Raw genomic sequence first — 19,060 nt, forward strand, 5'->3', positions numbered from 1 at the left:
TCAAGGAATGAGCCAGGTAATTGGGAACGCCCGCGAGCCGGCGGCTCCAGAGATTTCCAGGAATACTTCAGGCGGGCTGGGCTGGTTTTTTCACAGAAAAATGCCTAACGGATTGCGTTGTGCTGCGTCGGTTTTTGCGCATTCAGGGCAGCGGCAATGTTTTCACCAGCGCTCGCTTTAAAAAGGTCCTCTTGAGGGTGATCTTCATGGCAAAAAGTCGCACTAATGAAATTTTTTGCACCGTTTCAAGCGCGGCTTGAAATGCCTCAAATACTTTCTCATGGACGGAAATCCTGCACCTAATAGATTAGTCCGCTCATTGCAGTGGAGACCTGAGAAAAATGATCGTACTGAACAGGGAAGTGGGCGAAGCGCTAAGGCGTGACAAATACGTCAACGTCCGCGGTGGTGACTTCAATCTCTACGGTCATTTCGGCGACTTTGTCCGGCTGACCAAAAGCTGGGAAAACATGGAGCCCGACAGCTATTACGGTCAGGCCGAGTCCGGCATGCGTTTCCGTCGCTATAGCGATTTCGAATACAATCCAGCAACCCGTGAGCTCAAGCAACTCGAGCACCGGGCCTATGTCCAGTCCAAGGCCAACAACAGCTATGTCGGCGGGCTGGAGCGGCACTTCCAGGATTTCTCCAACGAAGTGATCAATTCGCCGGTCATGCGCAGCCTGATCGACACGGACTTCGAGGTGTACAAGAACGTCCTCCCGCAGGAATTGCACGATGAGATCTGGCAGTGCCAGATCCACCAGATCCGCATCGAGATCAAGCCGGGCAAGCAATTGGAAATCACCCCCGAGGGCATCCATTGCGATGGGTATCCGTTCAGCGGCGTGCACTTCTGGGGCCGCAACAATGTGGCGGGCGCTGAAAGCCGTCTCTACAGTCCCCAGGAAGAGCAACTGGCGGCGACCACCTACGAGGACATCCTCGACACGACGTTCTTCCTTGATCGCGACATGCGCCATTACGTTACCCCTGCCCGCAACACCCATAGCCATGAAATGGCCTTCAGGCAGATTCTGGCAATTTCCTTTTCGCGGCCCGGGACCGCTTTCGACATTGTTCGCTGAACAGCTCGAACCCATGGATGAGTCGGCGCAGCAGGTCCTGCTGCGCCGGGCCATGGTCAGGGACGCCGAACGACTGGAGCAGTTTTTTCGCGGTTTTGCCGAAGTGTCATTCTGCGAATGGCAGGATGCCCGGTTCCTGCGTGGGGTGTTGCTGCAGGAAACCACCACTGCCTACCTGGCCTTCGATGCGACGGGTGACGTCGTCGGCGCGGTCATCGGCGGTATGCTTGGCACTCGCGGCACCATCAATCACCTGGCCGTCAGCCCAAGGCATCGCACTCAAGGCCTGGGCCAGCGGCTGGTGGAGGCGGCATCGGCCGACATGAAGCGGGTTGGCGTGCTGCGCATGTTTCTGTTCGTCGACGAAGCCAATCTGGCCGGCAAGCGTTTCTGGGCGGCCCAAGGGTTTTGCGAACCCCGGGGTGAAATCACTTTCGAGAGGGATTTATGAACAAGACTTCCAGCCAGCCGCTGGCGGTCGAACCACAAGCCTCGCGAACCTTTGCTGAAGCCAGTCCGGTGGTAGCGGGTTATTTCACGGTTTCGTTTGTGTTCGGTCTGATGGCGGTCAACGCCGGCTTGCCTTTGTGGCTGCCAGTTGCGATGTGCCTGTTCGTGTACGCGGGAGCTTCACAATTCGCCGCGCTGGCGTTGATTTCCAGCGGGGCCTCCTTGACCACCATCGTGCTGACGACATTCCTGATCAATGCCCGTCACATGCTGATGTCTGTCTATATGGCCAAGGCTTTGCGAGCACTGGGGCTTAGCCGCTTCGAGCGCTGGTGCTACGCGTCGGGGCTCACCGACGAGTCGTTCGCTTTCCACAGCGTCAAGCTCGGCAGCGGGGCGCCGGTAAGCGTGCGCTACCTGATCGGTTTCAACCTCTTCTGCCACACGTCTTGGGTGCTGGGCGGTTTGCTGGGTGCTGTCTGCGCCCAATACGCCGCGCACCTGATCAAGTATCAGCTCGATTACGCCCTGACCGCGATGATGCTCTATGTGCTGGTTTCGCTGTGCAACACGCGTAACAAACTGATCGCGGCGCTGGCGGCCGTGGCCTGCATGGGCGCGCTGAGCCTGCTGGGCAGCTCGCCGTTCAACGTATTCATTGCCACGTTTTTTGGCTGCGGGGTGGGCGTATGCCTGACCAAACGTTCCTGATCCTGGTTGTGGTCCTGATGATGGCCGTGACCTTCCTGCCCCGGGCCTTGCCGCTGCAGGTCAACACCGAAAACTGGCCACCCTTCGTTGCCCGTGCACTGGAATACCTGCCGGTGGCGATCGTCGCTGCGATCACCCTGACGCCGTTGTTGATCAAGGACCAGCAGATACAGCTCGACCGTCCAGAGTTCTACGCCGCGATTCCGACCCTGCTATGTGCGTATTTCAGCCGCAACCTGTTTCTCAGTGTGGCGGTGGGCACGGCGGCGTATATCGCGCTCGGTTCGTTCCTGTAGCGTCAGGTCCACCACATCATGCAGCGCCTGGTCGGAAAGCTCAGGGTTGTTTACCGCCAGGCGTACTTCCAGGAAGTCCTCGAAATCCGGGAAGATAGCCAGGCCGTTGCGCAGCGCCGCGTCCCGGGAGACAAGGCCCAAACCGTCGAGCTGGGTAATCAACGACAGCGTCAGGGTTTCGCTGCAGGAATAGACCATTCGCTGACTCGGCCCGTATTCACCGAGACCGGCGTCGAGAAAGCGCAGGAAACTGCGCGAATAAGGACATTCCTCTGCCGGACGCACCTGGAACCGGTCACCCAGCAGGCCGAGGGAATCATCTTCTTCGCCACAATGGGCGCCGACCACGCGTACCTGGACATCCGGCATCGCGATGCTGGTAAATCCGCTCGGCTGTCCGACCAGGATCGCCAGGTCAAAATGCTCGTTCTTGAGCTTGCTCAGGTTCTCCATCGATTCGGCGTAGCTGAACTCCAGCTGATACTGGGGGAAAACGGCGATCAGGCGTTCGATCATCCGTCGATTGAATTCCGCCGGCAGCGTCGTGTTGAGCGCTACCTTGAGGGTGCGTCGCCGGGGCGTCTTGAGCGCTGCGACTTTTTCCTCCAGCTGCCGGGTGGCCGCCAGGACTTGATCCATGAAGGGCGTCAGTTCCGAGCCCTGGCTGGTCAATGCGAGGCCTTTGTTCGAGCGGCGGAACAACCGAAACCCGAATTGTTCTTCGACCTTGTTCAATTGTGCCGCCAATGCCTGCACCGTCAGGCACGACTGCTCCGCCGCAGCCGACAACGAGCCGGTCTGCACGATGCGCATGAGGTTGCGTAAGGTTCTGCTATCCATGAGGTAATGCCCTCTGCTTAAGTGGGCTCGCTGTTATTTGGCACCTGGCCAGACTCTGGCGGTGCGATGCTGGCTATCATCAAGCACCTTGCCACGGTTGTCGCGGTTTTGTGGCGAAAAGCTCCGGCAGGCGATGATTGGAGCTTATGCGCGATTCTGATTTTTTGCTGGTGCTGTGTATAGGCCGAAACATCTGCGGGTAAATCCAGACTTCCCGGTCCTCAATCTATTCGCTTGCGAATTAAAACTTAATTTTTATCCGTTTATGTATTAGTCTTTACGCAACAGTCCGTAATACAGGAGCCCAAACCTCATGGCGACTTCCTCCATCACGCTCAACGCACAGCAACAATTGGATTCCCCGGACGCGGGTCGAATCGCGTTGAAGTTCTTCTTCAATCTCATGGAGTTGTGGGGCTGCAGCGTCGAGCAGCAGCGCACGCTGTTGGGCAAGGTAGGGAACACGACTTTTTACAAGTACAAACAATTACCCGACAACGTAAGACTGCCGCGCGATACCCTCGAGCGAATCTCCTACCTCATGGGTATTCATAAAGCCCTGAGCATCATCTTCAGCAACAGCCGGGACCGCGTGTATCAATGGGTCAGCAGTCCCAATAACGCGGCACCATTCAACGGCCAGTCGGCGCTTTCCTACATGCTGACCGGGCGAGTGGTGGACATCGCTGATGTGCGGCGATACCTCGACGGAGTGCGCGGCTGATGACGCCACCACTGGCGGACCCGCAATGGAAACGGGCCTATCGGATCGTCAACAGCAGCTTTCCGCCGATCACGCTGTTCGAAGACGTGCTTGATCCCGAAGACCTGCCCACCGCCTACGCCCTCGAAGCGCTGACCAATGACCGGCTCATGGAAGAGGCCGGTGTGCTGTCCCGGGTACGCCCCGAAGACCGGGTTTCCGGCCCGGGCTCCTCGCCGGTAATGGCGGCATTCACTCACATCGGCAAGCGCAGCCGCTTCAGCGACGGCACCTTCGGCGTCTACTACGCTGCCAGCAGCCAGGAGGCCGCGATTGCCGAGACCTGCTACCACCAGGCACGCTTCCTTGGCGCCACCAACGAGCCGGATCTGGAGTTGACCATGCGCACCTACGTCAACAAGATCGTCAAACCCCTGCACGACATCCGCCACGATTATCCCCATCTGCATAACCCGGACCCTGACGCCTACGGCCCGTCCCAGCTATTTGCCCGGGAGCTGCGTGAAACCTTGTCGTGGGGCCTGCTGTACAACAGCGTCCGCTTGCCCGGTCATGAATGCGTGGCCGCGTTTCGCCCGCCGGCGGTGTCGATTCCGGTGCAGGGCAAGCATATTCGTTACGTGTGGAGTGCCCAGAAACGGGAGATTTCGTTTGTGTTTGAGGTCAGCCAAGTGTGAAGGAGCTGCCGTGCGGCCAGCGGGCAAGCTCCTTTACCCCACCTACAGGCGGGCGTGGTTGATCAAATCTTGAACTGCTGCACCGAAGCCTGCATCGAGCCCGCGGCATCGTTCAGATGGTCAGCCGTTTTCGTCAGATCGTGAATCGAGCGGGTGTTTTCCCGAGACTGCTCGGCTATTGCTTCTACCCGCTGAGCCATTTCATCACTGGCTTTTGATTGTTCGGCAATGGTCTGGGAGATTTCCTCCACCACTTCGGCGGCATGCCGTGCGCCCGTGCGGATTTCGCTGATCGACACGCCGGCCTGCTGGGCCAGGTTGACGCCTTCGTCCACGCGGCTGACGCAGGCCTGCATGTTCGCCACCGCATCCCGGGCGCTGGACTGGATGCGCTCGATCATCGCGGTGATCTCCTGGGTGGACTGAGTGGTGCGCGCCGCCAGGTTGCGCACCTCATCGGCCACCACCGCAAAACCGCGGCCCGCCTCGCCGGCTCGAGCAGCTTCGATAGCGGCGTTGAGGGCCAGCAGATTGGTCTGTTCGGCGATGCTCTTGATCACCTGGATGATCGAATGGATATCCTCGGACGACGCATCCAGGGCGGTGATCTTGCTGGAAGACTGGTTGACCACCTCGGCGATCCGGTTCATGCCTTCCACTACACCCAGAATCACCTGCCCACCGCTGCTCGCCAGTTGTTCGGACTGCGCCGAAATCGTCCGCGCGCTGTCGGCGTGCTGATGGATCTGGCTGATGTTCGCCATCATCTGCTCCATGCTCGCCGCCATGCTGGTAGCGCTCTGGGCTTGCTGGTCGGCGCTGGACACAATCTGCCGCGCCGTATCGCCCAGATTGCGGGACGTGCCATGCAACTCATCGCTCTGGCTACGGATCGTCGCGATCATCTGCCGTAAGTTTGCCTGCATCTGTTCGATCACCGCCTGTAACTGGCCCAGCTCATCATCGCCATGAGGGCCCATCGAGCGCTGCAAATCGCCTTGAGAAATCGCCTGGGTATTGATGATGATCTTGTTCAGCGGCGTGAGCACCGCCTTGAGCAGGCTCCATGACAGCAATGCAAGCGCCACGCAGGTGGCCAGCAAGGTTATGATCAACCAGCGCTCCGAGGTATGGATGCTGTGGTCCTGATGTTCGCGAGAAACTTGCGCCTGGCTTTCGATCAATTCACTGACCGCTTCGTTACGCTCTTCCAGCGCCGAAAACGCTTTATCGAACTCGGTACGCAACGCCCGGCCATCCTGAGCCCCGCTCAACGCCTTGCCAATCACTTGCTTCGCCGAGGCGATATAGGCCTCGGCCTGAGGCTTCAGCTCGGCAATGGTCTGGGAAATCGTACCCGGCAACCGAGCCTCGGCGTTCTCCGCGATAACCTTGCGCATCCGCTGCGAATGCTCGTCGAACGCCTCGGTGACTTCCTTCGCGCCCTCGGCATCTCCCGGTGCAACCAGCAAGGCTGCCAACACATCGCCACGAATGGCGTCGTGCATCATGTCCGCCTCCATGTGCTTGCGCATCGCCGAGATACTGGTCTCGTTCTGCGCCAAGGCGTCGGTCATGGCGTGGTAGCCCCACAGCCCGATACCGCCCAGCAACAGCGCAAAAAACAGGCTGACCAACCCCGAACCTACAACCTTGGTGCGGATTTTCATCGCTTGTTGCTCCTGGAGCGGGGGATTTGGGCAAGTGTAGATGACCGCTCGCCGAGCCTTGGAAAGGCATGCTCTTGATTGAGGCTATCGGCGGGGAAAATAAATAGATGAATGCTCCATTAACCCGTGGCGAGGGAGCTTGCTCCCGCTGGGCTGCGAAGCGGCCCCCTCTTTGCTACAGACGAAACCCAATGCTGCCCCCGCACACGGAGCAGCATCGCGTCACTGCGCCTTAATCAGGATTACTCCCCGGCGCCTCCAGCACCTTCACCACGTCGTCGATGACGGCTTTGCTCATCTCCTGCAAATAACACGACGCCCAGGCATAACGATCCGTACCCCGAACCATCGCCGCATCATCGGCCAGGCGCATGGCGATGTGGAGAAGATCGGAGGCGTGGGAGAGGGCTTCGCCGATGGGGATGCCGCTGTTGACGCGGAACAGGGGGCGGTCAGAGTGGTAGGAGAAGGGGGTTAGGCCTGGGGTTTTGAGGTCTCGCGGGTTTGGCATGGTCTGGCTCCTTGACTATGAGAGCCGCCTACCGTCCTTTCCTACGGGATGGGGTGGCGGCCGTGCACGGGGTAGGAAAACCGGGAATCAAGGCACCCGGCACACCCGAAGGTGTCCCGCGCACAGCCGCCATAACGCGTATCGCAGACACAAAAAAAGCGCCTGCAATAATAAGCGGGGCGCAGCTGATGCGCCTTGATTATTTCGGGTTTCCTACGCCCGGCCGCTGAATTGGCAGCGACGATCAGAGAGTATTGGGTGATTGGAAAGTACGCAATCGTGGCGCGATGGTGGCGAGTGATGCTTTGTGTGTCTCAAGCAAGTCCAGCAAAGCGGATGGGCCTGAGAACAAAAAAATCGTGAAGCGTCTCGCGACGAGTTATCAATTCAAGCCAGCGCCAAGCGGTGTAATATGCCAAAAACTCGCTCATCATCGAGGCTGTCATGACCGGGATACACTTGACCCTGCCGGAAGACCTTTCAAATTCTCTTGCTGATCTGGCCAAGACTAGTGGCCAAAGCGTGAGCTATTTGGCCATGGAGGTGCTCCGTGACTACATCGAGCACGAAAAGGCGCTGACTACGCAAATCGAACTGGCGGTAAAGGAGGCCGATCAGGGTAAATTTGCCTCGGATGATCAGGTCGCGGCAATGCGCTCCCGGCGTTGGAGCAGGAATGCAGGTTGAGTGGCTGGAAAGAGCACTCAAAAATCTGGAGGACGAAGCTAGCTACATAGCCTTGGAGAATCCCAAGGCTGCCGATGACTTTTCCGATGCTATTTTTGCCAGCGTGAACAAGCTAGCCCAATTCCCAACCATGGGGCGCGAGGGCCGAGTCAAAAACACCCGCGAATGGGCTGTTCCCAATTGGTCTTATCTCATTCCCTATCGGGTACGCGGCGATCGTCTTCAAATCCTCGGTGTATTCCATACAAGACAACGGCCTCGTATCAAGTGGTAACGGGGGGCGCAGCGTATTTGCGGGGAACTCCACGGCTCTTAGGGAATTGGGCGCAGACCCGATATTGTGGGAAAAAGGGGACGGATTTATTTTGACGAAAAAGGGGACGGATTTATTTTCGAAGAGAGTGCGCTCAGAAGTGCTAGGTTTGACATAGCGTTTACCCAGCCAGCACTGTTCCAGCGTCAAGTTAATCCCGACCCAAAGGAACCCCTGTAATGGACCTACACAGCGAATTCGAAAAGAGCAAATACTTCCACCATGCCCGTATCGACCGGCGCGCGGCCGATGCCTTGATAGGGTTGGCCGCAGGGATCACGGCGGACGGTGACGTGAACACCACGGAAGCGATTTTCCTGAAGCAATGGTTAGAAAACAACCTCGCGCATCTCAATGATCCAGTAATCAATCTGCTTTATTCACGTTTGGCGTCCATGCTTCAAGACGATGCGCTGGACCCGGACGAGTCTCATGAGCTGCTTAACATCCTGCGTGGTTTTTCTGGAGCGAGTATTGAGCCTTCGCAGGTTGGCAGAGCTGTTGCGGTTGCCCCTACGGACCTGCCGTTCAATTCACCTGCCCCTGATTTGCTGTGGGATGGCCGAATGTTTGTCTTTACAGGCGTCATGGCCTTCGGGCCGCGCAAGGATTGTCAGGCGTTGGTCGAGGAGCGGGGTGGTTTGATAGGGGGTGGCGTGAGCAAGAAAGTGCATTATCTGGTCGTGGGTAGCGTGGGTAATGAACAGTGGCGCCACAGTACCTACGGAACGAAAATCATGAAGGCAGTGGAGCTACGGGAGGCCGGTGCTTCGATTGCTATTGTGGGTGAGGATCACTGGCAGAGAATGCTGTTTGGTTGAGATGGCTTCGTTGGTGTCGTTCTAACGAAGGCAGCCGTGTCTTGGCCGGCAGATTGTCGGTAGGACTGACGGCCTCATCGCGAGCAGGCTCGCCCCCATAGGTTTTCAAGGTGTAGGGGGAAGTGAACATCCCAGAAACAACAAAGCCCCCGCATTTCTGCGAGGGCTTCGTTTTGTATGGTGCCGGCACCAGGAGTCGAACCCGGGACCTACTGATTACAAGTCAGTTGCTCTACCAACTGAGCTATACCGGCGTGTGGGCGACGATTATAGCGATTGGGCCGGTTCTGTAAACCCCTGAATTCTGACTATTTTTACGCAGGCCGTGGCTCGGCGGTGCGGCGGAGCTTGCGTGCGGGCATCAATCGACGCACGGCCAGCGAAAATGCGGCCCTGACGGCGTTAAAACCACCGTTATGTCGGTTTGTTTTAGCGCTTATGCACAATGGGAAGGAAGCGCCGAACGGAATCTTTCCTTTTTGTGACATTTTTCTCGTTTGCGCGCAAATCCCTGTTTTCATGGTTTTTTATCCATATGAACAAAAAATGAACAGCTTGGAGACGCTCAGAAAATCACGACCTACTTGGATCCGCGCTTATTTCATCAACAGAGTTATCCACAGGCTGTGGCGCAAGGACGACGCTCTGCCAAGAGCAACAGATTTCTTGGCGTAAGAGGTGCTTCGCAGAAGATGCCAAGGCGCACGTCATAGCCCTTTTGGCTGAGGAAAAGTGCCCGGTCCAGTACCAGCCAAAGCTCCAACGGCCGTCGGAAAAGGCCTCGCACCAGTTCCAGGTTGCGCACCTCGGCCAGGCGTTGATAACCCCCAGCCTCCAATTGCTCCCAATTGGGGGAATCGACTATGGATAAATTCTTCAGGGCCGCCAGGTCGGTGCAGTAGTGGGGGAACGGTTTTTCCAGCCAGGCGCTGGGTAATGACGGTGTGGGCAGGTAGTCGTCGCTGCGGCGGATTTGCCTTTGCAGCAGGTCGAAGGCCAGGCGTCGGGCCATGGATTTGTCCCGTTGCCGTCGGACGCGCGCGCCGGCGGTGACGGTTTCGCTCAGTGGCAGGCCGAGGTCGTCCAACGACAGTTGCAGGCGGGATTGGCTGGCCGCGTCGGACAGCGGTTGATAATGCGCCGTGCTGATGCGGTTGTAGCAGCACGGCGCGATAGCGATTTGTGCGCAGCCGGCGGTACTCGCCAGGTGCATGAGCCGCACATGCAGGTCGCCGCAGGCGTGGAGGGCTACCGGGGTGTGTTCCGGTTGGATCGTCTGGGCCGCGTCCGGCGCCAATACATCTTGCTGCAAGTGCATGGCGGGCAGGTTGTGGTGCTGGCTCAGTTGCTGGCCTGCGGCGACCAGCTGGGGGTTGTATTCCAAGCAGGTCAGGTGCTGGCCGTCGTGCAGTAACCGTCGGCCCAGGTGGCCTTTGCCGGCGCACCAGTCGAGCCAGTGGGTCGGTTCGGTGATGAAGTTCAGGCGGCTGGCGAAGGCTTCGATCTGCTGCCATTTGCGCCCGGGTACGTCGACGTTGAGGCGATGAGTTGGCGCTTTCAGCTGGCTGGCGGGCAGCTCGGCGACAGCGCTCAATGCGCGGGCGGTAGCGGCCCATTCCGCAAACGGCGCGGGCGCGTTTTCAATCAACCACGGCTGATGATGGGCGTTTTCCGCCGCTTGCAGCGAACGCTGGCGTAGCCATTGGGCCAGTTCGGGGTGGGACGTTTCCCAAGGTAGCTGCAGATGAGTGAAAGGGCGGGGCTTCCATAGCGCCTGGTGCTCTGTGAGAAAAGCATCCAGGGCCATGAAACGGGCGAGCAACGCTTCGCCCGTCAACACCTCGCTCTCAGCGCCCTTGGCAGGCATCGACGCGCAACCAGCGTTCCAGTTGCTTGAAGCCTTGTACCAGGACGAAGGACATCAGCAGGTAGAACATGCCGGCCGCGAAGAAAATCTCTACCGGCAGGTAGGTCCGGGCGATGATCGTACGGGCCATGCCGGTGAGTTCCAGCAGGGTCACGGTGCTCGCGAGGGCACTGGCCTTGAGCATCAGGATCACTTCGTTGCTGTAAGCAGGCAGGCCGATGCGCGCGGCGCGGGGCAGCATGATGTACAGCAGCGCCTTGGGGCGAGACATGCCCAGGGCCCGCGCGGCTTCAATTTCGCCACGGGGAATGGCCTGGATCGCGCCGCGCAGGATCTCGGCGATGTAGGCGGCGGTGTGCAGGGTCATGGTGGCGGTGGCGCACCAGAACGGGTCCCGCAGATAAGGCCATAGGGCGCTGCTGCGCACGGCGTCGAACTGCGCCAGGCCGTAATACACCAGGAACAGCTGAACCAGCAGCGGAGTGCCGCGGAAAAAGAAGATGTAGGCGTAAGGCAGCGCCCGCACGTACCACAGGCGCGATGAACGGGCGATGCCCAGCGGAATCGCCAGCAACAGGCCGGCGATCACGGCGATGGCCACCAGCTCCAGGGTCAACGTCGCGCCCTGGGCCAGTTTCGGCAGCCACTTGATGATGACTTCCCAGCTCATTGCGTGCTCCTGGCGAAACCACGGGCCGCGCGTCGTTCAAGCAGGTGCATGCCGATCATGGCGAGTACTGTCAGTCCCAGGTACATGAGCGCGGCGACCATATAGAAGGTGAACGGCTGTTTGGAAATGGTTACGCCGATTTGCGCGTGTCGCATGATTTCTTCCAGGCCGATCACCGAGACCAGCGCGGTGTCCTTCATCAGGATCATGAACAGGTTGCCCAGGCCGGGCAGGGCGATGCGCCACATTTGCGGCATGATCAATCGGGTAAAGATCCGCCATTTCGACAGGCCCAAAGCGACGCCGGCTTCACGGTGACCCTTGGGGATCGCCAGGATTGCGCCGCGAAACACTTCAGTAGCGTAGGCGCCAAAGCACAGGCCGAGTGCGATGACGCCGGCGGCGAAGGCGTTGAGAGCAAGGTCGGGATTGCCGAAGTACTCACCCAAGGTGCGCATCAGGTTGACGGTGCCGAAATAGATCAACAGCACCCAGAGCAATTCCGGGATTCCGCGGACCAGCGTTGAATAAGTGCCACCAAGCCATTGCAACGGCTTGTATGACGAGGTCTTGGCCAGGGCACCGAGCAGCCCGAGTACCAGCCCCAGGCATAAGGCAGAAAGGGCCAACTGGACGGTCATCAGCGCGCCGGCGGCTAGCGCCGGGCCGAATCCGTAGAGGTCAATCATCATGGGTATGCGTTCATATCGCGGCAGGCTTTGCTAAGGACCGGCGCCGTACACAGCGGCGCCGGCCAGGCACGTCAGGATCAATAGATGCTGAACGGGAAGTACTTGTCGTTGATCTTTTTATAGGTGCCGTCGGCAACGATCTCTTTTAATGCGGCGTTCAGCTTGTTGCGCAATTCATTGTCACCCTTGCGCACGGCGATGGCGATTTTGTCGCCGTCTACCACCGCGTCACCTTTGAATTCGTAAGCCCGGCCAGCGTCGGTTTTCAGCCAGTCGTAGTTCGCGTATTTGTCTGCCAGGATCCCGTCGAGACGACCGGAGGTGAGATCCAGATAGGCGTTTTCCTGGGTGTCGTAGAGTTTCAGTTCGACACCTTCCATGTTGTCTTCCATCCAGGTGCCGGCGAGCGTGGAGCGCTGTGTCCCGATGACCTTACCCTGAAGAGACTCTTTATCGATTTTGAAATCGACGTTTTTCGGCGCGATGAATTGCAGTTTGTTGGTGTAGTACGGGTCGGTGAAATCCACCGCTTGCTTGCGCTCTTCATTGATCGAAAGCGAAGAGATCAGGAAATCGAACTTCTTCGCCATCAAGGCCGGAATGATCCCGTCCCAGTCGGAAGTGACCACTTCGCACTCGACTTTCATCTTGGCGCACAGGGCGTCGCCGATGTCTTTGTCGAAACCCACGACCTGGCCGCTGGCGTCCTTGTTATTGAACGGAGGGTAGGCTGCTTCGATGCCCATTTTCAGTTTGCCGTCCGCCATGGCGTTGGCCGAAAGGACCAGGCTGGCCGCAGCGGCCAAGAGGATTTTCCTGTAGGTCTGCATAGGTACTGCTCCGTTAGCGGTTGCTGGACATGAATTGTTTGCAGCGCGCCGAAAGCGGGCTTTCGAAAACCTGCTGTGGCGTTCCTTGTTCTTCGACCAGGCCCTGATGAAGAAATACCACTTCGCTGGAAACCTGGCGGGCAAACCCCATTTCGTGGGTAACCAGCAGCATGGTGCGGCCTTCTTCGGCCAGGGCGCGGATCACACTAAGTACTTCCTGGACCATTTCCGGGTCAAGGGCAGAGGTGGGTTCGTCGAACAGGATCACCTTGGGCTGCATCGCTAGCGTACGGGCAATGGCGGCGCGTTGCTGCTGGCCGCCGGACAATTCGGCCGGGTAGGCGTGGCGCTTGTCGGCGATGCCGACCTTGGCCAGCAGGGCTTCGGCGATATCGACGGCTTCGGCCTTGCTCTGGCCGAGCACCCGGCGCGGAGCCTCGATGATGTTGTCGAGCACGCTCATGTGCGGCCAGAGGTTGAAGTTCTGGAAGACAAAACCGATCTCGCTGCGTATGCGGTTGATCTGTTTGCCGTCGGCGGCTACCAGTTCGCCGTTTTTCGCCGCCTTGAGCTTGAGCTCTTCGCCAGCCACCAGGATCTGCCCCTGGTTGGGGTTCTCCAGCAGGTTGATACAACGCAGGAACGTGGACTTGCCGGATCCGGAAGAGCCGAGGATCGAGATCACGTCGCCGTCGCGAGCGGTCAGCGAGACGCCCTTGAGCACCTCCAGCTGGCCGTAGCGTTTGTGCAGGTTGCGGATTTCAAGCGCGGGCGTGGCCTGGGCCATGTGCGTTCCTCATGATATGTGCTCCCTTGCTGTCGGCAGCCTTCCTGGCGAGGCGGCCAAGCTAGCATGCGTCCGGATGGCCGCCAACAGCGCTACGCGCGGTAAACCGGCGACTTGCGGCAGCTTGTCGCATCGGCGCAGCAGACTGTCGCGCCGTCAACAACCGAACGGCTGTTTGAACCTGCCTGTCAGCGAATTGCCTGGGGAGTCGCGTAAAAAAAGGCGCGATGGTGCCAGCTTTGGGCGGGGGTGGGAAGGGTTAACCGGATGAGCGTGCCTATTCCAACTGGCATTCGGACCAACTCCCAATCGATCTAAACATCGGTGTTCATAGTCGATCAAACGATGGCGTCCAAAATCAGGAGTGGTTGCCATGAACTCGCTATCTCGCCTCGTCGCTTTAGGCGCGCTGATATTTCCCATCTTCCTCAACGCCACCAACCTCGCGCCCATCGACAACACAGGCGTCCAGATCCAACCCATGCAGCAGAACGGCATTACTTATCTGTCCGGCGGCATCGGCGAAGACGAAGCCCGGGCCATCGGGCAGGCCCAGGGGTACAACCTGCACATGACTTTTGCGATCGGCCCGGAGAACAAATACGTTCCGGATGTGGACGTGACTGTGCTGAACGCATCAGGACAAACATTACTGACGCTCAGCGATGCGGGCCCGCTGGTGTATGTGCAATTGCCGCCGGGCAAGTACAGCGTGGTGGCGACGCGCAACGGGGAGGAGCGCCGCGACACCGCCGATGTGGGCAGCGGAGCCGCGCGCAAGCTGGTGTTCCACTGGAACAGCAGCGAGTAGCCTGCCCGCTTATTCGCCGGCGGGCCCTTCCATCGACTGGCGATAACGGTCCAGCGCCTCGCTGAAGTCCTTGATGAACTCCGGCGTGCTGAGCCAGCGCTGGGCCGCCTCGCGGTCCATGTCGTCGACCCACATGCGGTAGTCCACCAGCATGTCGGCAGCCAGGTTGGTGGCGGCCATGCTCTCGTTTTCGGCGTTCTTCAGATCCAGCAGGCCCGGGCGCTCGATGATCATTTCGCTGACGTTTGCCAGCAATGTGTCGAGCATTTCGCTGCGGCTGACGGCCTCGGCGTCGCGCAGCTTGACGAACAACTCCTGTACGTAAACCGGTGGCTGGGCGGTTGCATGGGCCGGATCGCCATACATCGGGATGGATTTTCGCCCGGTCATGCGGATCTGCTTGGCTTTGTCTTTGGCACGCTTGGCGCGTTTCTGCTGTTTGTTCAGTGAGGCCATTGGGCTTCGGTTTCCAATTCGTTAGGGGGCGGTGCCCGGCTCAGTCGATTTTCGGCACGGTAAAGCGGAATTCACTGCCCTGGCCTGGCTGGCTTTCGGCGTGCAGTTTACCGCCATGAGCCTGGACAATCCCCTTGGATATATACAACCCAAGTCCGGTGCCATTCGGGTTGCCTTCCTTGGTGGTCCAGTAGCGGTCAAAAACATGCGGCAACTGTTCGGGGGCGATGCCTTCGCCGGTATCGCGGACGCTGAACACGATCTCATCGCCCACCGACATCGCGCTGATGCCCACGGTCCCTTGCTGCGGCGTGAATTTGATGGCATTGCCGATCAGGTTGGACAGCACCTGGAACAGCCGTTCGGGATCTGCGTTGATCTTGAGGTTGGGCTCGGCATGGAAAGAAATATCGATTGCCTTGGCGGAGGCCAGCGGCGTCAGTAGCGAACAGGCGTCTTCGAAGATCTGGCTGACGTCCATCGGCTGAGGGTTGATGGTGTAGCGCCCGGCGTCGATGCGCGAGGTGTCGAGCAGGTCTTCCAGCAGTGCATTCATGCGACTGGCGGCTTGTTGCATGGTGTCGATGGCCGAGGCAATTCGCTTCGAGCTGTGTGAGCCGTCGGAGCTGAAGGCCTTTTGCATCATGCCGCAAAGCATGGAAATGACCGTCATCGGGTTGCGCAAATCATGGGACACGACCGCCACCAGTTCATCGCGCGCTTGCACCGCCTGGCGCTCCTTGCGTACCTGTCGGGCCAGATCATTTTCCAGGGCCGAGCGGCGCAGGTCGTTGGCGGCGAACAAGTCGCCATGGCTCCACTTGGCGCTGATACCGTCCATCTCGACTTTCCAGATTTCAAACGAGGTGCGCGGCCGCAGGCGTAATCCGGTCTCGCTGTCTTCTAGGTCGAGGGGTTTTTGCGGGTCGCCGCTCCAATTGATGGTTTGCTTCACTTCGGGACGGAACCACAGCACGCCGTTTTCCACAGGCTTGGGCAGATGAATCGCCAGCACCCCGCTCGCTACATCCTGAAAAGCCTTGGCCGGGGCGAAAACGCTGCCCAGGTTATGGTGAGAGAAGACCGGCTGACCTGTTGCCAATATCCACTTGTGCAATTCGCGGATTTGCTCCGGTTCGGGGCACTGACCGTGGCGATGCAGTTTGTTGTCCTCGAAGATCGCAACGCCACTGGCCCCGGTGAGGTCCATCAGGCGTTTTGGCTCGCGGCACAGGCCATCGAAGACGTTTTCGCTGGATTCGGCCATGGCGGCGGCAAGCGCCTGTAGGTCCTCCAGCTTGGCGTCCCGTTGCCGAGTCAGTTCAAGGGTTTCCATGGCGCTGATCTGCAGTGACAGGATCTGGCCGATGGTCTGGCAGGCCATGCGCATTTCATGGGGCACGAGCAGCGGCTGGCGATTGCCGCAGCTGATCAAGCCCCACAGCTGTTCGCCTTTCATCAACGAGATGCTCATCGACGACAGCACGCCCATGTTCTTCATGTATTGACGGTGGATCGGCGAGACGCTGCGCAGCGTCGAAAAACTCAGATCCAGCGGCGCCTGGGTATCGGGACGCAGCTCGGGCACCAGGGGTATCGGCGTGTAGTCGGCGTTGGGGATGATGCGCAACCAATTGGTGCGATACAGCTCACGGGCCTGCTCGGGAATATCCGAGGCTGGAAAAAACAGTCCCTTGTAAAGCTCCATCGATGGCGCGCTGGCTTCGGCGATGACCTGCCCGTGGCCTTCTTCCTCAAAACGATAGATCAGCACGCGGTCGTAGCCGGTCATGGCCTGGATTTCCCGCACGCTGATTTCGTACAGCGTTTGAAGATCTTTTGCGCTTTGCAGGCGCTGGAGCATACGGCCCAGGTTGGCCTCGCCGCTGACGCCTTCGGGGCGATAGTCGCTCAGGTGTTGTTCCAGCTCGATGATCAGGGCGCCCTGATGGCGATGCACCAAGGCGTCAAAACGCTGCTGGTTCACGACAATGGCTACGGGCGCGTTGTCGTTTCCCGGGGCCGCGTGACAGGCAATGAGGATGGCTTCTGCCTGCTCCAGTCCCACCAGTGCATCAAGCGTCTGGTCCAGCAATCTGTGGGGATCCTGTCCCATCAATTGCAAGACGTTGGCGCTGACCTGACGGATTACGAAGTCGGGCTCGGACAGCATCAGCAGCACGCCATGAGGCTGGATGGCGCCGGGGAAGCGAATCGGTTCGTCTGCGCAATTAGCCAGCAGTTCTTCGAAGGCTTCCTGGTTTTCCGGGGTCATAGCAGTACCTTTTGGCTGTCCAGCCAGTGTTCAAAATGAGTAAACGTCGACCTGGCGGCGCGTGTGACTTCGAGCGTCTGGGGTTCGCCAAGGTTCCTGTCGTCCAGGTATTGGAGGAAATCCTTCCAGCGGCGGCCGGTGAGTTCACCATACACGTTGAGAAAGGCAGCGCCGCTGGAGGCATCCAGGCCAAGCTGCTCCGCCACCCTGCGTCGCAGAATCTGTCCGCCGAGGGTCGCCCCCTCCAATACGTAGGAAACCCCGAGGGCGGCCGCGCGGGAGTCGATCTGCGGCAGTTGCTGGCAAACGGGCAACGCCTCGATAGCGGCGGCATCCATGCCCAGCGCCGTGAGATCGGCCCGCAATACCGGAAGCTTGATGCGCAGGGATTGGTCCAACCCGGACGGAATCAATGCCAATACCTGAAGCCGTTGTTCCAATGGCTGGTAAAAACCGTAATAGGCCGCCATCAGGCGTCGGTACAGATCCAGATCCAGCCGTTCCGAAAAAAACGGCAGGCGTTTTTCCAAGGCGACATGCAACTCGGCGGTTTCAGTCCGCAATGCCTGGATCAAAGAGGGGTGGGTTGCGGCCGGTGACATGCAGAATGAAGCTCGTTGGCTGGAGCGTTGCTGAAAAAAAACGCATCAATATTACATGGGTTTTTTGAGTATGCGTTTATCGGTAACGGCTTCATTTCTTCAGGTCGCTGCGTCCGGGGGGGGGACTCCTCAAGTCGCGCCCGTTCGCAATCCAGCGCCTTGCGCAGTTCTTCTTCGGTGGGGAGCACCAGTTGATACTGGCTGGCGAACAGCTGTTCATGGCCTTGCAACACGGAATAACGCACCACCGACTCGTCTTTTTGTGCACAAAGAATGATGCCGACGGTGGGTTTATCATCAGGGCCGCGCCTGAGCTCATCGTAGAGTCGCACATACATATCCATCTGGCCGATGTCCTGGTGGCTCAGCTCGCCTCGCTTGAGATCGACGATCACAAAGCATTTGAGCAGATAGTTGTAGAAAACCAGGTCGAGGTAGAAATCCTTGCTTTCGGTGCTAATGCGCTGCTGGCGGGCGATGAAGGCGAAGCCTTTACCCAGTTCGAGCAGGAAGCCCTGCAGTTGGTTGATCAGGGCTTGTTCGAGATCGGTTTCCAGCAGCATGCCTGTGTTTGGCATTCCAAGAAACTCAAGGACTACCGGATCCCTGACGATGTCCCTGGGCCCGAAAGCAAGTTGCTCAAGATGGGTTGCTGCTTCCTGCTCTACCGCAGGTCGATCGCGGCTTGCCAGGAGGCGTTCGTAATAGAACGTGCCGATCTGGCGCTCCAAGGCGCGGGTGGACCAGTTCTGGGTGGCGGCTTCGTTCATGTACCAACTGCGTGCATTCTTTTTTTCGACACGCAGCAGCGTTCGATAGTGAGTCCAGCTCAATTCGTGACGCAGTGCGTCACAGATTGGGAATGCCTGATAAAAAAGTCGCATGTAACGCAGGTTTGAGGCATCAAACCCTTTCCCAAACCGCCCCGTCAGCACCTTCGCCAACGAGGCTAGCAACCTTGCGCCATAAGCCGCGCGTTCGGCGCCTCCTTGCTCGAACTCGATGATGTGCCGGCCGATCTGCCAGCAGGTCTGTACCTGGAGAGTGTCAACGGCACGCAACACTTTCTGGCGTGCCTGGCGAATCAGCTCGCCTAGTTCGTTGATCAAGGGCGCGAGCTGTGGATCGTCTTGGGGCAGTATCGGCTTCATCGAAGTGTCCAGCCATTGGAAGGGGCGGACCAGAAGAATGCTCCCATGAAAGCTTCGATGATGTCAGACGGAGCTGATTGCTTTGGAGGAAAAATAGCTGATTGATGCAGGACGGGTATGACGCCGCCCAT

General features: G+C 58.8%; 22 protein-coding genes and 1 tRNA gene. 10 read left to right on the forward strand and 13 right to left on the reverse strand.

Annotated features, from left to right (window positions below):
• Positions 1-341 precede the first annotated feature (341 nt).
• From M1E16_RS01405 to M1E16_RS01420, 4 genes are read left to right on the forward strand one after another with little or no spacing between them, the layout of a single operon-like run.
• Positions 342-1,088 (forward strand): 2OG-Fe dioxygenase family protein, encoded by a 747-nt coding sequence (locus tag M1E16_RS01405; protein ID WP_305497502.1) that lies wholly within the window; start codon positions 342-344, stop codon positions 1,086-1,088.
• A gap of 13 nt (positions 1,089-1,101) precedes the next feature.
• Positions 1,102-1,539, forward strand: coding sequence for a GNAT family N-acetyltransferase (locus tag M1E16_RS01410; RefSeq protein ID WP_434574309.1), 438 nt, complete (start codon positions 1,102-1,104; stop codon positions 1,537-1,539).
• Positions 1,536-2,249, forward strand: coding sequence for an AzlC family ABC transporter permease (locus M1E16_RS01415; RefSeq protein WP_305497501.1), 714 nt, complete (start codon positions 1,536-1,538; stop codon positions 2,247-2,249). The genes M1E16_RS01410 and M1E16_RS01415 overlap by 4 nt, the downstream gene beginning before the upstream one ends.
• On the forward strand, positions 2,228-2,545 hold the full coding sequence (locus M1E16_RS01420) for an AzlD domain-containing protein (RefSeq protein ID WP_305497500.1): 318 nt from the start codon (positions 2,228-2,230) through the stop codon (positions 2,543-2,545). Before M1E16_RS01415 ends, M1E16_RS01420 begins: the two co-directional genes overlap by 22 nt.
• On the opposite strand, the gene M1E16_RS01425 is transcribed toward M1E16_RS01420, so the two are convergent.
• Complete coding sequence (locus tag M1E16_RS01425; protein WP_305497499.1) at positions 2,462-3,385, reverse strand: LysR family transcriptional regulator; 924 nt, start codon at positions 3,383-3,385, stop codon at positions 2,462-2,464. The genes M1E16_RS01420 and M1E16_RS01425 overlap by 84 nt on opposite strands.
• 313 nt (positions 3,386-3,698) lie before the next feature.
• On the opposite strand from M1E16_RS01425, the gene M1E16_RS01430 reads away from it, so the two are divergent.
• Together M1E16_RS01430 and M1E16_RS01435 are read left to right on the forward strand one after the other, a co-directional pair.
• Positions 3,699-4,109 carry an MbcA/ParS/Xre antitoxin family protein gene (locus M1E16_RS01430; protein ID WP_434570298.1) on the forward strand — a complete coding sequence of 137 codons (411 nt, stop codon included), beginning with the start codon at positions 3,699-3,701 and terminating at the stop codon, positions 4,107-4,109.
• Complete coding sequence (locus tag M1E16_RS01435) at positions 4,109-4,786, forward strand: RES family NAD+ phosphorylase (protein WP_434626540.1); 678 nt, start codon at positions 4,109-4,111, stop codon at positions 4,784-4,786. Before M1E16_RS01430 ends, M1E16_RS01435 begins: the two co-directional genes overlap by 1 nt.
• Positions 4,787-4,848: 62 nt before the next feature.
• Here M1E16_RS01435 and M1E16_RS01440 read toward each other — a convergent pair whose 3' ends face one another.
• Positions 4,849-6,456, reverse strand: coding sequence for a methyl-accepting chemotaxis protein (locus M1E16_RS01440; protein ID WP_434673318.1), 1,608 nt, complete (start codon positions 6,454-6,456; stop codon positions 4,849-4,851).
• Positions 6,457-6,688: 232 nt separating this feature from the next.
• Positions 6,689-6,967: a DUF3077 domain-containing protein gene (locus M1E16_RS01445; protein WP_458129019.1), complete on the reverse strand. Its 279-nt coding sequence runs from the start codon at positions 6,965-6,967 to the stop codon at positions 6,689-6,691.
• 444 nt (positions 6,968-7,411) lie between these two features.
• Here M1E16_RS01445 and M1E16_RS01450 point away from each other — a divergent pair, with 444 nt between their 5' ends.
• The 3 genes from M1E16_RS01450 to M1E16_RS01460 all read left to right on the forward strand — a co-directional run bounded on the left by M1E16_RS01450 (position 7,412) and on the right by M1E16_RS01460 (position 8,788).
• Positions 7,412-7,654, forward strand: a complete 243-nt coding sequence (locus tag M1E16_RS01450) for a CopG family ribbon-helix-helix protein (RefSeq protein ID WP_434626539.1) — start codon at positions 7,412-7,414, stop codon at positions 7,652-7,654.
• Positions 7,644-7,928: a type II toxin-antitoxin system RelE/ParE family toxin gene (locus tag M1E16_RS01455; RefSeq protein ID WP_434626538.1), complete on the forward strand. Its 285-nt coding sequence runs from the start codon at positions 7,644-7,646 to the stop codon at positions 7,926-7,928. Before M1E16_RS01450 ends, M1E16_RS01455 begins: the two co-directional genes overlap by 11 nt.
• A 218-nt stretch (positions 7,929-8,146) precedes the next feature.
• Positions 8,147-8,788: a BRCT domain-containing protein gene (locus M1E16_RS01460; RefSeq protein ID WP_458129020.1), complete on the forward strand. Its 642-nt coding sequence runs from the start codon at positions 8,147-8,149 to the stop codon at positions 8,786-8,788.
• A gap of 178 nt (positions 8,789-8,966) precedes the next feature.
• On the opposite strand, the gene M1E16_RS01465 is transcribed toward M1E16_RS01460, so the two are convergent.
• From M1E16_RS01465 to M1E16_RS01490, 6 genes are all read right to left on the reverse strand, one after another.
• A tRNA-Thr gene (locus M1E16_RS01465) sits at positions 8,967-9,042 on the reverse strand.
• Between the two features lie 359 nt (positions 9,043-9,401).
• A complete protein-coding gene (locus M1E16_RS01470) occupies positions 9,402-10,655 on the reverse strand; it encodes a methyltransferase (protein WP_458129021.1) in 1,254 nt (417 codons plus the stop codon).
• Positions 10,636-11,325 carry an ABC transporter permease gene (locus M1E16_RS01475; protein ID WP_434696166.1) on the reverse strand — a complete coding sequence of 230 codons (690 nt, stop codon included), beginning with the start codon at positions 11,323-11,325 and terminating at the stop codon, positions 10,636-10,638. Before M1E16_RS01475 ends, M1E16_RS01470 begins: the two co-directional genes overlap by 20 nt.
• The gene (locus M1E16_RS01480) at positions 11,322-12,017 is read right to left on the reverse strand and encodes an ABC transporter permease (RefSeq protein ID WP_434696165.1); all 696 of its coding nucleotides are present in this window, start codon (positions 12,015-12,017) and stop codon (positions 11,322-11,324) included. Before M1E16_RS01480 ends, M1E16_RS01475 begins: the two co-directional genes overlap by 4 nt.
• A 77-nt stretch (positions 12,018-12,094) precedes the next feature.
• On the reverse strand, positions 12,095-12,847 hold the full coding sequence (locus M1E16_RS01485; protein ID WP_434626525.1) for an ABC transporter substrate-binding protein: 753 nt from the start codon (positions 12,845-12,847) through the stop codon (positions 12,095-12,097).
• Between the two features lie 13 nt (positions 12,848-12,860).
• Positions 12,861-13,634: an ABC transporter ATP-binding protein gene (locus tag M1E16_RS01490; protein WP_434570273.1), complete on the reverse strand. Its 774-nt coding sequence runs from the start codon at positions 13,632-13,634 to the stop codon at positions 12,861-12,863.
• A gap of 373 nt (positions 13,635-14,007) precedes the next feature.
• Between M1E16_RS01490 and M1E16_RS01495 the strand changes: the two genes are divergently transcribed.
• A complete protein-coding gene (locus M1E16_RS01495; RefSeq protein WP_458129022.1) occupies positions 14,008-14,445 on the forward strand; it encodes a carboxypeptidase regulatory-like domain-containing protein in 438 nt (145 codons plus the stop codon).
• A 9-nt stretch (positions 14,446-14,454) separates the two neighbouring features.
• Here the strand turns inward: M1E16_RS01495 and M1E16_RS01500 are convergent, their stop codons facing one another.
• From M1E16_RS01500 to M1E16_RS01515, 4 genes are read right to left on the reverse strand one after another with little or no spacing between them, the layout of a single operon-like run.
• Positions 14,455-14,901, reverse strand: a complete 447-nt coding sequence (locus M1E16_RS01500; RefSeq protein WP_434654057.1) for a hypothetical protein — start codon at positions 14,899-14,901, stop codon at positions 14,455-14,457.
• A 40-nt stretch (positions 14,902-14,941) separates the two neighbouring features.
• A complete protein-coding gene (locus M1E16_RS01505; RefSeq protein ID WP_458129023.1) occupies positions 14,942-17,176 on the reverse strand; it encodes an ATP-binding protein in 2,235 nt (744 codons plus the stop codon).
• Entirely contained in the window at positions 17,173-17,778 is a 606-nt protein-coding gene (locus tag M1E16_RS01510; protein WP_434602543.1) for a biliverdin-producing heme oxygenase, read from the reverse strand. The genes M1E16_RS01505 and M1E16_RS01510 overlap by 4 nt, the downstream gene beginning before the upstream one ends.
• Positions 17,748-18,929 (reverse strand): PDDEXK nuclease domain-containing protein, encoded by a 1,182-nt coding sequence (locus M1E16_RS01515; protein ID WP_458129024.1) that lies wholly within the window; start codon positions 18,927-18,929, stop codon positions 17,748-17,750. The genes M1E16_RS01510 and M1E16_RS01515 overlap by 31 nt, the downstream gene beginning before the upstream one ends.
• Positions 18,930-19,060 lie beyond the last annotated feature (131 nt).

Source organism: Pseudomonas sp. Z2-11 (assembly GCF_054161305.1).